We start from the raw sequence: 13,123 nt of genomic DNA on the forward strand, positions 1-13,123 counted from the left end.
GGGATGCTTTCGATGAGGAAATACCTGTTTTCGGCAGGATTCGCGCTCCTGTTGGCGGCGACCTCGGTCTCTGTCACCATGATGGTACCGCCGGCCTTCGCCAGTGAAATCAAGTATGTCGTCAACAACATGCCGATCACCACCGGCGACATCGCGCACCGGGCTGCCTTCCTGAAACTGCAGCGCAAGAAGGGTGACGCGGGTCAGGAAATGATCGACCAGACGCTGCGTATGGCGGAGGCCAGGCGTCTCGGCATCCGCATCTCCGACGCCCAGGTAGAGGCTGCCTATCAGCGCTTTGCCTCGAGCAACAAGATGCAGCTCAAGCAGCTCGACGGTGTCATGGCGCAGTCCGGCGTGACCAAGGAGCATTTCAAGGAATTCATCCGCTCCCAGATGGCGTGGAACCAGGCGCTGAGCGCACGCTACAGCGGCGGCGGCGGGCAGGTGAGCGAACAGGATCTGGTCAAGCGCATGCTCGAAAAAGGCGGCGCCAAGCCAAGCGCCACCGAGTACATGCTGCAGCAGGTGATCTTCGTGGTGCCGAAGGCCGAGCGCAGTGCCACACTCGCCAAACGCAAGCGCGAGGCCGAAGCCATGCGCGCCCGCTTCAATGGCTGCAACACCACGCGTGAATTCGCCAAGGGCCTGATCGACGTCACCGTTCGCGACCTCCCCCGATTGCTGGCGCCGCAACTGCCGCCGGACTGGGCCGAGCAGATCAAGGCCACCAAGCTGGGCGCCGCCACGGCCGTGCGCGAGACCGATCGCGGCATCGAATTCATCGGCATCTGCTCATCGCGCGAGGTTTCCGACGACAAGGCGGCCCAGATGGTGTTCCAGAGCGAAGGCAGCGGCGACAAGAACGCCGACGAGCTCTCGGCCAAGTATGTCGAAGAGCTGAAGGCGAAAGCCAAGATCGTTACGCGCTGAACCGGCCCAGCCGTGCATGAGACAGAGCTTCCGCTGGCGCTGAGCGTCGGCGATCCATCCGGCGTCGGTCCGGAAATCGCCATTGCCGCGTGGCAGAGCGCCCGCGGTTCCGGTGCCGCGCCCTTCTATCTTCTCGCCGATCCGGCGCTGATTGCCGCGCGGGCGCGCCGGCTCGGCGCGGCGGTGGCAATCGCCGAGACGGTGCCGGCCCAAGCAGCTGGTGTCTTTCAACACGCCTTGCCCGTGGTGCCGCTGGCGGCCCACTTCACCGACGATCCCGGCCGGCCCGACCCGGCCAATGCCGCCGGTATCATCGAGGCCATCGATCGCGCCGTCGCCGACTGCCTTGCCGGTCACGCGGCCGCGGTCGTCACCTGCCCGATCGCCAAGAAGCCGCTTTACGATGCCGGCTTCGGCTTTCCCGGTCACACCGAATATCTGGCGCATCTGGCCTCGCTCCACACCGGCGGCACGGTGACGCCGGTGATGCTGCTCGCCGGCCCCGAATTGCGCACCGTTCCGGTCACCATCCACATCGCGCTGGCCGAGGTGCCGAAGACGCTGACGACGGAGCTGATCGTTGCCATCGCGCGCATCACCGCCGGCGATCTTGCACGCCGTTTCGGCATCGCCAGGCCGAGGCTCGCGCTTGCCGGCCTCAATCCGCATGCCGGCGAAAGCGGCGCCATGGGGACAGAGGACGAGCGCATCATTCGTCCTGCGGTCGACATGTTGCGGGCGCAAGGCATCGATGCCTTCGGGCCGCTGCCGGCCGATACGATGTTTCATGCGCGCGCCCGCGCCGGCTACGACGTGGCGGTCTGCATGTATCATGACCAGGCGTTGATCCCGGCCAAGGCGCTGGCCTTCGACGAGGCCGTCAACGTCACGCTTGGCCTGCCGTTCATCCGCACCTCGCCCGATCACGGCACAGCCTTCGACATCGCCGGCAAGGGCATCGCACGTCCCGACAGCCTGATCGCGGCGCTGAAGCTGGCCCGCCGGCTGGCCGATACCGGCGCAAAGCCCGCAGTTGCATGAGCCAAAAATCATGAGCCCAAATCATGAGCCCAAAATTCATGAGCCCAAAATTCATGAGCATTGACGGGCTGCCGCCGCTGCGCGAGGTGATCGAGCGCCATGGACTGCAGGCAAAGAAGGCGCTTGGCCAGAATTTCCTGCTCGACCTCAATTTGACCGGCAAGATCGCGCGGGTCGCCGGCGACCTCAGCGACAGCACGGTGATCGAGGTCGGCCCCGGCCCCGGCGGGCTGACCAGGGCGCTGCTCTCTGCCGGTGCCCGTCGCGTCGTCGCCATCGAGCGCGACGAACGCTGCCTGGCGGCCTTGGCCGAGGTCTCCAACCACTATCCGGGCCGGCTCGAGGTGATCAGCGGCGATGCGCTGAAGACGGATTTTGCCGCTCTTGCCAATGCCGCGTCACAAGGCGGCCCGGTGAGGATTGCCGCCAACCTGCCCTACAATATCGGCACCGAGCTGTTGATCCGTTGGCTGACCGTGGCGGACTGGCCGCCCTTCTATCAATCGATGACGCTGATGTTCCAGCGCGAGGTGGCCGAGCGCATTGTCGCCAGCGCCGGCAGCGATGCTTATGGTCGGCTCGGCGTGCTGGCCGGCTGGCGGACCGAGGCGAGGATCGCCTTCGACGTGCCGCCGCAAGCGTTCACGCCGCCCCCCAAGGTAACGTCCTCGGTGGTGCATCTGGTGCCGCGCGCCAACCCTTTGTCAACCGACGTGAAAAAACTCGGCCGCGTCACCGAAGCCGCTTTCGGCCAGCGCCGGAAGATGCTGCGGCAGAGCGTGAAGAGCCTGGGTGGCGAGGCACTGCTGACGCGCGCCGGCATCGATCCGACCCGGCGTGCGGAGACGCTCAGCGTCGAGGAATTCGTGCGGCTGACAAACGCGCTTTGACCGGCGGCGCTGGCGCGGCCGTGGACCCAAATGGCATCCTGTGTGACAGCGACGACAAGCAGCATATAGCGGCATGCAGTTGCCGGTGAGTCGCCGAGCGTGATATTGTCGTCATATGAAAAAGAGTACCTCAAGCCTCCGGCCGACCCAAAATGGCCAGTTTGTCCTGACCAGCGGCAGGGGCGAAAAAATCAGCGCGGTTGAAGGCTTGAAGCTATCGCAACGTATGGGCTTCATTCTGAAGGAAAGCCGTGAGCGCGGCCTGAGCGGGGATGAGCGCAGGGCGCTTATCAAGGACCAAGTAACCCGCAAGAAGTAGGATCGGCAGGTGGTCTATGCCGCTGAACATGATCGCTGTGCTACCCAGGCACGACCGTTCTCCGCAACAGGCTGAATATCAAAGACCAGGCCCAACTCGATGCATTCGAGTTGGCACTTTTCCTGACCAGGGCCGACGAACATATCCCCGCAGGCCGTCTGGATTTCGAGCACTACAAGGCGTCGATCATCACCTGTTCCAGGACGTTTATGAATGGGCGGGAGAGGTTCGCGCCATCCCCATCGGCAAGGGGGGCAACTGGTTCTGCTATCCTGAGTATATCAACCAGGAAATGCATAGAATTTTCGGCGAACTCGCCGACGGTGATTATCTCTGCGAACTCGACCTCGACGCCTTCGCCGTTCGGGCCGCGCATGTTTTGGCCGAAATCAATGCCGTCCACCCGTTTCGCGAAGGCAACGGCCGCACGCAGCTTACCTTTCTGGCAATGCTGATGGAGAATGCGGGATTCCCATTCAATGCCGATATGCTCGGTCGCGAAAACGTCCTGAATGCGATGATTGAGAGCTTTGCCGGCGAGGAAACCCCATTGGCAGAACTCATAAAAGATATCGCCAGCCAGTAACAGATGCCCACAGCGTCCATATTGCCAGATCGTTTGCCAAAGACGCCTTCATGGGGACAGCCGGCCATCGGGGAACGACAGCTGCCTATTCCGTCTTCTCGTCCAGCAACCCCGAGACGAAATCGAACAGCCCGGGCCGGCGGTCGCGCCGCAGCCTTTCCGCCGTCACGATGCCACGCACTTCGGCGAAGGCGCGGTCGAGATCGTCGTTGACGATGACAAAGTCATATTCCTTCCAGTGCTCGATCTCGTTGCGGGCGTTCTTCAGCCTGGTCTCGATCACGTGCTCCTGGTCCTCGGCGCGGCGCTTGAGGCGCGACTTCAATTCCTTCATCGACGGCGGCAGGATGAAGATCGAGACGATGTCGGCGCGCATCTTCTCCTTGAGCTGCTGGGCGCCTTGCCAGTCGATGTCGAAGAGCATGTCACGGCCCTGCGCCAGCGCCAGTTCGGCCGGCTCGCGCGGCGTCGCGTAGCAATTGCCGTGCACCTCGGCCCATTCGAGCAACGCGTCGGAATCGCGCAGCCGCTCGAACTCGCGCGTGGTGCGGAAGTGATAGTGGACGCCCTCGATCTCCGAGCCGCGGCGTGGCCTGGTGGTGACCGAGACCGATAATTCCAGGCTGCCGTCGCTTTCCAGCAGGTTGCGCGCGATCGTCGACTTGCCGGCGCCCGACGGCGACGACAGGACCAGCATCAGCCCGCGGCGGCGAATGCGGGATCCGAGATCCCTGGCAACCATCGGCTCCTTGGCACCCATTCGGGTTTACTCCAGATTCTGGACCTGTTCGCGAAACTGGTCGACCACCGCCTTGAGTTCCAGCCCGATGGCGGTGACAGTGGCGGCGTTCGACTTGGAACACAGCGTATTCGATTCGCGGTTGAATTCCTGCGCCAGAAAATCGAGCTTGCGGCCGATGGCGCCGCCATTTGCCAGCAGCGCTCTGCCCGACGCCACATGCGTCTTCAGCCGATCGATCTCTTCACGGATATCGGCCTTGGTGGCCAGGAACGCCGCTTCCATGTGCAGCCGGCCGGCATCGAGATTGGCCGACGCATCCATCAGCAGCCGCACCTGTTCGGCGATCCGCTCGCGGATCGCCGCCGGTTCGCGCGACGGGTCGGCCTCGGCTTGAAGCGTCAGCGCCTCAATGGCGTCGATATGGCCGGAAAGCAGCGAACGCAGCGCTTCGCCCTCGCTCTGGCGTGCCTGCTCGAGACCTGTAAGCGCCGTTTCCAGCGCCGACAGGATTGACGCGTCGAGTGCTGCCCGCACCTCCTCGGTTTCGCTGGTTTCAGGGATATCGAGCACGCCGCGCAGAGAAAGCAGACCGTCGGCAGTTGCCGGACCAACACCGAACTGGTCCTGCAGCCGCTTGGCTAAGCCCGCCAGATCCCTGAGGAAGGCTTCGTTGACCACCGGCTGCGCCTGCTGGCCGGCGGCGCGGCCGACGGTCAGCGTCGCTTGGAAATTGCCACGCGAAAAGCGCTTCTGCAGCGTCTGCCGCACAGTCGGTTCGAGCCGCTCGAAACCTTGCGGCAACCGCAACCTGACCTCGACGCTCTTGCCGTTGACCGACTTGACCTCCCAGGCGATCGAGGCGCCGTCATGTTCGGCAACAGTGCGTGCAAATCCGGTCATGCTCTGCAAATTCATGATGCGGCTCGTGTCTCCCTGATGGTCCGATTCTACAAATCGCGCATGCGTTCGATATCACGGGCGGCGCGAATGTCAGAATCGCAACACCAGCAAGATGTTGATTTCCGCTGTCGTTTCGATCTCGCAGGGCTGAAATCGAGAAGCAGAGGCACCCGAGCAAGACCGAAAACGCTTCGAACCCCGCTACTCGTTCAAAGCAGCAGCGCGTCCGCCTCTGTCCGCATCGCTTAAGGTCGATCCGTCTGAAAGCGCCGGCCTGCTATTGGGCGGCACCCCTATCGCCGGCATCACCGCTGTCACCGGCGGCATCGCCACTTGCGTCACCGTTGTCGTTGCCATCCGCCGGTGCATCGGTCTGGCCCGGAGTCTTGGCGCCCTTGGCGGCGTCTTCAGCCTGCTTCTTCTGCAGTGCCCGGTAGCGGGCAACGTTCTCATTGTGCTCGGCAAGCGTGGTGGCAAAGACGTGGCCGCCCGTGCCGTCGGCGACGAAATAGAGATCATCGGTCTTCGACGGGTTGGCGACGGCTTCGAGCGCGGCGCGGCCGGGATTGGCGATCGGCGTCGGCGGCAGGCCGTTGATCAGATAGGTGTTGTAAGGCGTCTGTTTCTGGATGTCAGACTGATAAATCGGCCGGTCGGCGGGTTTGCCCTTGCCGCCGAACAGGCCGTAGATGATGGTCGGATCGGATTGCAGCCGCATGCCCTTGGCCAGACGGTTGAGGAAGACGGCGGCAACGCGCGAGCGCTCGTCGCCCCGGCCGGTTTCCTTTTCGACAATGGAGGCCAAGGTGACGAAGTCGTCGACATTGGCCAGAGGCAGGTCGGGCGCGCGCCGCTGCCAGACCTCGTCGACCAGCTTCTTCTGGTCGGCGAGCAGCTTGTCGACCATCTGTTGGCGCGTGGCGCCGCGGGTAAAGCGCAGCGTGTCGGTGGCGAGGCTGCCCTCAGCCGGCTTGGCGGCCGGCATGTCGCCGGTCAGCGCATCCTGCTCGGCGATGCGCTGCAGCGCCTGCTCGACCGTCAGGCCCTCGGGAATGGTCAGCGAATACATCACCGCCTTGCCGCTCTTCAGAAGCTCCATGATGTNCGACCGTCAGGCCCTCGGGAATGGTCAGCGAATACATCACCGCCTTGCCGCTCTTCAGAAGCTCCATGATGTCGCGCATCGAGGCGCGCGGCTTTATCTCGTATTCGCCTGCCTTCAGCGCTGAATCATTGCCATAGACCCGCACGGCGATGCGGAAGATGCGGGCATCGCTGATCAGCCCACGCCGTTCGAGCTGGTCGGCAATATCCTGGACGCCGGTGCTCGGCTTGACCAGGAAGGTGTCGCCGGCCACCGACGGGCCCGGTTCGTTGAATGCCTGCTTGCCGAAATAGAGCGAAACGCCGGCGGCGAGGATCATCAACATCACCGCGGAGATGACGAAGTTCATGAACACGACGACTTGGCTGCGCGAGGCGCGCGAGCGCTTTGGTGGTGGTGTGCCGGCTTCCGGGCGCAAAGCCTCGGCCGCGGTCTTCGGCACGATCGGGCCGGTCTGCTGGTTTTGTCCGAATTGTCCGCTGCCGCCCGGATTGGTGTTCATTAGCGCCCTACCATCTGATCTCTTAGAGCGACCATGCGCCCGATTGGACGCACAGCGTGCCCTAACATTTCAAGCCTACGCATCGTGCTTTTAAAAAAAGCGCCTTCGGTTTCAGGCCGATGCGACGAATCCCCAGCGGCAGAGTAGGCTTGAATATGGCAAAATTGACGACAGACCGCTGGCGCGCCGGTCGATACCGCAATCAGCCTGTATAACGCTGGAATACCAGCGAAGCGTTGGTGCCGCCGAAGCCGAAGGAGTTGGACAGCGCCACGTCGACCTGGCGATGCCGTGGCGTGTTCGGAACAAGATCGATCGCGGTTTCCCGTTCCGGGTTGTCAAGATTGATGGTGGCTGGCGCGATGTTGTCTCTGATAGCGAGGATCGAAAAGATCGCCTCGGCGGCGCCCGCGGCACCCAGGAGATGGCCGATCGACGACTTGGTCGATGACATCGAGATTTTCGAGGCGGCGTTGCCGACCAGCCGCTCGACGGCGCCGAGTTCGATCGTGTCGGCCATGGTCGAGGTGCCGTGCGCGTTGATGTAGTCGACGTCGGCGGGCGTCAGCTTGGCCCGGTTCAGCGCCGCCGTCATGCAGCGGAAGGCGCCGTCGCCGTCTTCGGCCGGTGCAGTGATGTGATAGGCATCGCCGGTCAGGCCGTAGCCGGTGACCTCGGCATAGATCTTGGCGCCGCGCGCCTTGGCGTGTTCGAGTTCTTCCAGCACGACGACCCCGGCGCCCTCGCCCATGACGAAGCCGTCACGGTCGCGGTCATAGGGACGCGAGGCCTTCTCAGGCGTGTCGTTGCGGTCGGTGGACAGTGCCCGGCAAGCAGCGAAGCCGGCAAGCGATAGTCTGGTCACCGGCGATTCCGCGCCGCCGGCCAGCATCACGTCGGCATCGCCGAAGATGATCAGCCGGGCGGCATCGCCAATGGCGTGCGCGCCGGTCGAGCAGGCGGTGACGACGGCGTGGTTGGGGCCTTTCAGCCCATGCCGGATCGATACCTGGCCAGATACCAGGTTGATAATGTTGCCGGGAATGAAGAATGGACTGATACGGCGCGGTCCGCGCTCTTTCAGGATGATAGCGTTCTCGGCGATGCCCTCGAGGCCGCCAATGCCGGAGCCGATCATGACGCCGGTGGCGCAGCGCTCGGCTTCGGTGCTGGGCTCCCAGCCGGAATCCTTCAGCGCTTCGTCGGCGGCCGCAATCCCGTAAAGGATGAAGTCGCCGATCTTGCGCAGTTCCTTGGGCTCGAGCACGGCTTCGGGATTGAGCGTGCCGTTGGTGCCGTCACCGCGCGGAATGACGTGGGCGATCTTGCAGGCAAGATCTTCCACTTCGAACTCGGTGACGCGCTTGGCGGCGCTGCGGCCGGTCAGAAGTTCCTTCCAGCTGTGCTCGAAGCCCATGCCGAACGGCGAAACCAGGCCAAGGCCCGTGACGACGACTCGCCTCATCGCAGGTCCTCCCCGGTGATGACTGCGGATAGTGTCAGGCCGAAGCCTTGTCGATGTACTTCACGGCATCGCCGACGGTCAGGATGGTCTCGGCCGCATCGTCCGGAATCTCGACGCCGAACTCTTCTTCGAACGCCATGACGAGTTCGACCGTGTCGAGGCTGTCCGCGCCCAGATCATCGATGAAGCTCGCCTGCTCCGTCACCTTGTCGGCATCGACGCCAAGATGTTCGATGACGATCTTCTTGACGCGCTCTGCGGTGTCACTCATTTGGGGCATCCTCGTCTTTTGTTTGTCTGTCTTCGTTAGCGGGCAGAATGCCGCTAATCAAGCTGAAAGATGGTCCTGCCGGAAACGCAACGATGCCGGACCGGTTTTTGCCCGAACCGCCGGGTTGCGGGCCGCATTACACGAAAAATGGCCGAGGTCCAAGGCGAAATGGTCTCTTTTCACAAGCCGGCCATGTCTTCTTATCACCCGGCAATATCCTGTCAGATCATGGCCATGCCACCGTTGACATGGATGGTCTGGCCGGTGACGTAGGCTGCCTCGTTGGAGGCGAGATAGGCGACGGCCGACGCCACTTCAACACTCGTGCCCATGCGGCGCGTCGGGATCGCGGCCATTATCGCGTCTTTCTGCTTGTCGTTGAGCTTGTCGGTCATGGCCGATTCGATAAAGCCCGGGGCGACGCAGTTGACGGTGATGTTGCGGGTGGCGATCTCCTGCGCCAGCGACTTGGAAAAGCCGATCATGCCGGCCTTGGAGGCGCAATAATTGGTCTGGCCAGGATTGCCGGTGACGCCGACCACCGAGGTGATGTTGATGATGCGGCCATGGCGGCGGCGCATCATCGGATGGGTCAGCTCGCGGGTCAGCCGGAACACGGCGGTGAGGTTCACCTCCAGCACGCTGTCCCAATCCGCATCCGCCATGCGTACGAACAGGCCGTCCTTGGTGATGCCGGCATTGTTGACCAGTATGTCGACGCCTTCGAGTTCGGCTTCGGCCTTCTGGCCAAGCGCCTTGACCACGTCACGGTCGGCAAGATTGGCCGGGAACAGCTTTACCCGGTCGCCGAGTTCGCCGGCCAGGGTCTCCAGTTTCTCGATGCGGGTGCCGTGCAGGCCGACAATGGCGCCTTGCGCATGCAGCACCCGGGCAATCGCCTCGCCAATGCCGCCCGATGCGCCGGTGACGAGCGCCTTGCGGCCGGTCAGTTCGAACATTTTCGTCTCCTGATCTTAAGAGAACACCCTTCCCACGGGAGGGGTTGAATCGCCAGTGGATTATGCAAGCGCGGCCAGCGCCGCCTCGACTTCGGCCGGCGTGCCGACGGCCGATGTGGCGATGTCGCGGTTGATCCGCCGCGCCAGGCCGGAAAGCACCTTGCCGGCGCCGATCTCAAACAGCGTGGCGACGCCATTGGCGCCGAACCACTCCACCGTTTCGCGCCAGCGCACGCGGCCGGTGATCTGCTCGACCAGGCGGCGCGCGATCTCGTCGGGGTCGCTGGTCGGGGCTACAGTGACGTTGGAGACGACGGGCACGACCGGTGCATTCTTGGTCACGCCGGCCAGCGCCTCGCGCATGACATCGGCCGCCGGCGCCATCAGCGCCGAATGGAAGGGTGCGGAGACCTGCAGCATCAGCGCCCGCTTGGCGCCCTTTTCGGTGCACAGTTTCGCGGCGAGTTCCACCGCCGCCCTGGCGCCGGAGATCACCAGCTGGCCGCCGCCATTGTCGTTGGCGATCTGGCAGACCTTGCCGGATCCCGTTGCGGCCTCGGTGCAAGCGGCTTCGACGTCGGGCTGTTCCAGTCCGATGATCGCCGCCATGGCGCCCTCGCCGGCCGGCACCGCCGCCTGCATGGCGTTGCCGCGGATGCGCAGCAGCCGGGCAGCATCGGCGACCGAAACGAAACCGGCCGCGGCAAGGGCGGAATATTCGCCGAGCGAATGACCGGCAACGTAGGCAACCTTGTCCTTCAGCGAAAAGCCGCGCGCTTCCAGCGAGCGGATTCCCGCCAGCGAGACCGCCATCAGCGCCGGCTGGGCATTGGCAGTCAGGGTCAGCGCCTCTTCCGGGCCTTCCCAGATCAGTTTCGACAGCTTTTCGCCCAACGCATCATCGACTTCCTCGAACACCCTGCGTGCCTCGGGGAAGGCGTCGGCGAGGTCCTTGCCCATGCCGACAGCCTGACTGCCCTGTCCCGGAAAGGTGAATGCGACGGCCATTTGGGCGCTCTCCAGCGGCTGATTTTTCCTGCCTGTGACGCAAGGCGGACCGTCAAGTCAAGCCCGGAGGCGGCATTTCGGCTCTCGCTTGAACCGGAGCTGACCTCGAGTCCCTGTTCCCAAAGGCTTTTTGCCGATCACACCTGATGAAAACCGCTCACGAATCGTTTGCTGGCTCTTCTTATTTTCGCCACAGGCGCTAGCTTTTGCATGACAGTTCTATGACAGAACGGTGGCGCGAGTGGAAATACGCGTTGCTTGGGCCGGGGGAAGAGACGTGGCTAGGATCAGGAAGGGCGCGGCCGTACCCGCGCCACAGTTCTTGGAAGACGATCCGTCCACCGGCTACCTGCCGGGGCGCAGATGGCCGGTCATCCGCTACGGTCTGGTCACGCTGCTTGCCTCCGCCATCCTGGTGTTCGCCATCGAATGGATCGTGCGCGGCGACTTCTTCGGCACGGTCGACTTCTTCCTGCAGCCATTCAAGCCGGGCTGGACCACCATCATTGTCTTTGCATTGGTGCTGATGGGACTGGACGCCGTGCTTGGCCGCAGTCACCAGAGTCTGATGATCGTGGCGCCGCTGACGCTGGCGCTGGCCTTTGTCGGGCATCAGAAGTCGCATTATCTCGGCGATCCGCTCTACCCAACCGATTTTCTTTATTCGCGCCAGATCATGGCACTGATGCCGCTCCTGGTGCGCGAACGGCCCTGGACGGCGCTCGCCATGGCGGTCGGCATCGTCGCCGGCCTGTCGCTGCTGATCTATGGCTGGCGGTTGTGGCGCCGCAAGGTTCCGATCCTCAGCCGCAAAGGGCGGCTGGCGCGGCTGACGCTGGCAGTGCCGCTGCTCGCCTTCTTCGTCTCGATCATGGACTACGCCACCTTCTCGTGGACCCGCGACCGGCTGCAGATCATCCCGATTATGTGGGACCAGAAGGAGAACTACGCCTCCAACGGGTTTGCGCTGGCCTTCGCGCTAAACGTGCCGATGGCGCATGTCTCGGCGCCGGCGGGCTATTCCGACAAGGCGATCGACGCGATCGACAGGCCTGATGTGGCGGCCTCGGTACCGGATGAGAAACCCGACATCATCGTGGTGATGAGCGAATCTTTCTGGGATCCGACCAAGCTGCCCGGCGTCACAATCACGCCTGACCCGATCCCCAATGTGCGGGCGCTGCGTTCCGGCTATATGTTCTCGCCGGAATTCGGCGGCATGACCGCCAACATCGAATTCGAGGCGCTGACCGGCTTTTCCAATGCCTTCCTGCCGGCGGGCTCGATCCCCTACCAGCAATATGTGCGCACGCCGACGCCGTCGCTGGCGACCTTCCTGAAAAGCGAGGGCTACCGGGCGCGCGCCATCCATCCGGGCACCAACTGGTTCTGGAACAGGGGCGCCGTCTATGCCGATTTCGGTTTCAACGATTTCCGCTCGGAAGAGACGCTGCCGCCACTGGAAAAGCGCGGGCCGCTGGCTTCCGATGCGTCGATGACCGACGAGATCATCGCAGAGGCCGACGCCAGCGAGCGGCCGGTGTTCTTCTTCGCCGTCAGCCTGCAGAACCACGGTCCCTACGAGCCGTACCGCTATTACAATCCGACCCACAAGGTCGTGGCACCGATCAGCACGTGGGCGCGGGAATCGCTGCTCAGCTACGCCGAGGGATCGGCCGATGCCGACCGTGGCCTCGAGCGATTGATCGAATGGGCGAAGAAGCGCGAGCGGCCGACGGTCATCGCCTTCTTCGGCGACCATCTGCCGCCGCTCGGCCCCGTCTATGTCGAAACCGGTTACCTGAAGGACAATGTCGCGCCGCGCAAGGAACCGACGCCCGAGGCGGCACTGGAGCATCATCAGACGCCGCTGGTCATCTGGTCTAACCGCACCGGTCCGGCGCAGGATATGGGCGCCGTGAGCCCAGCCTTCCTGCCCTACCATATCCTTACGACGGCCGGGATCACGCACCCCTACTACACCGGCTTCCTGGGCGCGCTGCGCGAACGCTATCGCGTCGTCGACCGCAATCTGCTTCTGACACCGTCAGGTGAGGCCACGCCGGACTGGGCGCGGCAGAAGGATGTTGATCCGGCGATCAACGATTTCCGCCTGCTGCAATACGACATGATGTTCGGCAAGCGTAAGGCGGCCCCGGACTTCTTCCCCGAAACGATCAACGGTCGTACCCCGCATACGAGTTGATGCCTTCTTTATCCAACCCTGCGACGCCAGGACGCTGTCCGGAGCATGCGTTACCCTTGCCTTCCAGCCAAATTGCTATATAGACGCCCGCAATCTGCCGGTCCTTGCTGGGGGCTGAACGGAGGGCCGGAGGTTTTACCCAAAACCTTCGTGTGAAGCCAGAAGCGCTTCCGCCTCCCGTGTCTCCGCTCTCGAC

General features: G+C 63.5%; 12 protein-coding genes and 1 pseudogene. 6 read left to right on the forward strand and 7 right to left on the reverse strand.

What is annotated here, in order from left to right; genetic code table 11:
- Window positions 1-3 precede the first annotated feature (3 nt).
- The 5 genes from X733_RS147430 to X733_RS01000000166360 all read left to right on the forward strand — a co-directional run bounded on the left by X733_RS147430 (window position 4) and on the right by X733_RS01000000166360 (window position 3,769).
- Window positions 4-933, forward strand: coding sequence for a peptidylprolyl isomerase (locus X733_RS147430; protein ID WP_023819177.1), 930 nt, complete (start codon window positions 4-6; stop codon window positions 931-933).
- Between the two features lie 12 nt (window positions 934-945).
- Window positions 946-1,974 (forward strand): 4-hydroxythreonine-4-phosphate dehydrogenase PdxA, encoded by a 1,029-nt coding sequence (pdxA, locus tag X733_RS147425; protein WP_031193551.1) that lies wholly within the window; start codon window positions 946-948, stop codon window positions 1,972-1,974.
- A 53-nt stretch (window positions 1,975-2,027) separates the two neighbouring features.
- Window positions 2,028-2,864 (forward strand): 16S rRNA (adenine(1518)-N(6)/adenine(1519)-N(6))-dimethyltransferase RsmA, encoded by an 837-nt coding sequence (gene rsmA / locus X733_RS147420; RefSeq protein ID WP_023742317.1) that lies wholly within the window; start codon window positions 2,028-2,030, stop codon window positions 2,862-2,864.
- A gap of 115 nt (window positions 2,865-2,979) precedes the next feature.
- A complete protein-coding gene (locus tag X733_RS147415) occupies window positions 2,980-3,183 on the forward strand; it encodes a hypothetical protein (protein ID WP_023693963.1) in 204 nt (67 codons plus the stop codon).
- 16 nt (window positions 3,184-3,199) lie between these two features.
- The gene (locus X733_RS01000000166360) at window positions 3,200-3,769 is read left to right on the forward strand and encodes a Fic family protein (protein ID WP_348625866.1); all 570 of its coding nucleotides are present in this window, start codon (window positions 3,200-3,202) and stop codon (window positions 3,767-3,769) included.
- A gap of 85 nt (window positions 3,770-3,854) precedes the next feature.
- On the opposite strand, the gene gmk is transcribed toward X733_RS01000000166360, so the two are convergent.
- The 7 genes and pseudogenes from gmk to fabD form a co-directional block, all read right to left on the reverse strand.
- Window positions 3,855-4,529, reverse strand: a complete 675-nt coding sequence (gmk, locus tag X733_RS147410; protein ID WP_031193552.1) for a guanylate kinase — start codon at window positions 4,527-4,529, stop codon at window positions 3,855-3,857.
- A 6-nt stretch (window positions 4,530-4,535) separates the two neighbouring features.
- The gene (locus tag X733_RS147405) at window positions 4,536-5,426 is read right to left on the reverse strand and encodes a YicC/YloC family endoribonuclease (RefSeq protein WP_023695597.1); all 891 of its coding nucleotides are present in this window, start codon (window positions 5,424-5,426) and stop codon (window positions 4,536-4,538) included.
- Between the two features lie 262 nt (window positions 5,427-5,688).
- Window positions 5,689-7,018: pseudogene (mltG, locus tag X733_RS01000000166365) on the reverse strand (endolytic transglycosylase MltG).
- Between the two features lie 202 nt (window positions 7,019-7,220).
- Window positions 7,221-8,483 carry a beta-ketoacyl-ACP synthase II gene (gene fabF / locus X733_RS147400; protein WP_023685687.1) on the reverse strand — a complete coding sequence of 421 codons (1,263 nt, stop codon included), beginning with the start codon at window positions 8,481-8,483 and terminating at the stop codon, window positions 7,221-7,223.
- A gap of 34 nt (window positions 8,484-8,517) precedes the next feature.
- Window positions 8,518-8,754, reverse strand: a complete 237-nt coding sequence (locus tag X733_RS147395) for an acyl carrier protein (protein ID WP_006203723.1) — start codon at window positions 8,752-8,754, stop codon at window positions 8,518-8,520.
- Window positions 8,755-8,975: 221 nt separating this feature from the next.
- Window positions 8,976-9,713, reverse strand: coding sequence for a 3-oxoacyl-[acyl-carrier-protein] reductase (gene fabG, locus X733_RS147390; protein WP_023752523.1), 738 nt, complete (start codon window positions 9,711-9,713; stop codon window positions 8,976-8,978).
- A gap of 60 nt (window positions 9,714-9,773) precedes the next feature.
- Window positions 9,774-10,721 carry an ACP S-malonyltransferase gene (gene fabD, locus X733_RS147385; protein WP_023752522.1) on the reverse strand — a complete coding sequence of 316 codons (948 nt, stop codon included), beginning with the start codon at window positions 10,719-10,721 and terminating at the stop codon, window positions 9,774-9,776.
- A 277-nt stretch (window positions 10,722-10,998) separates the two neighbouring features.
- Between fabD and X733_RS147380 the strand changes: the two genes are divergently transcribed.
- The gene (locus X733_RS147380; RefSeq protein WP_023752521.1) at window positions 10,999-12,927 is read left to right on the forward strand and encodes an LTA synthase family protein; all 1,929 of its coding nucleotides are present in this window, start codon (window positions 10,999-11,001) and stop codon (window positions 12,925-12,927) included.
- The last annotated feature ends 196 nt before the right edge of the window (window positions 12,928-13,123 follow it).

Origin of the sequence: Mesorhizobium sp. L2C066B000 (assembly GCF_000502335.1) — a bacterium.
Taxonomy (GTDB): domain Bacteria; phylum Pseudomonadota; class Alphaproteobacteria; order Rhizobiales; family Rhizobiaceae; genus Mesorhizobium.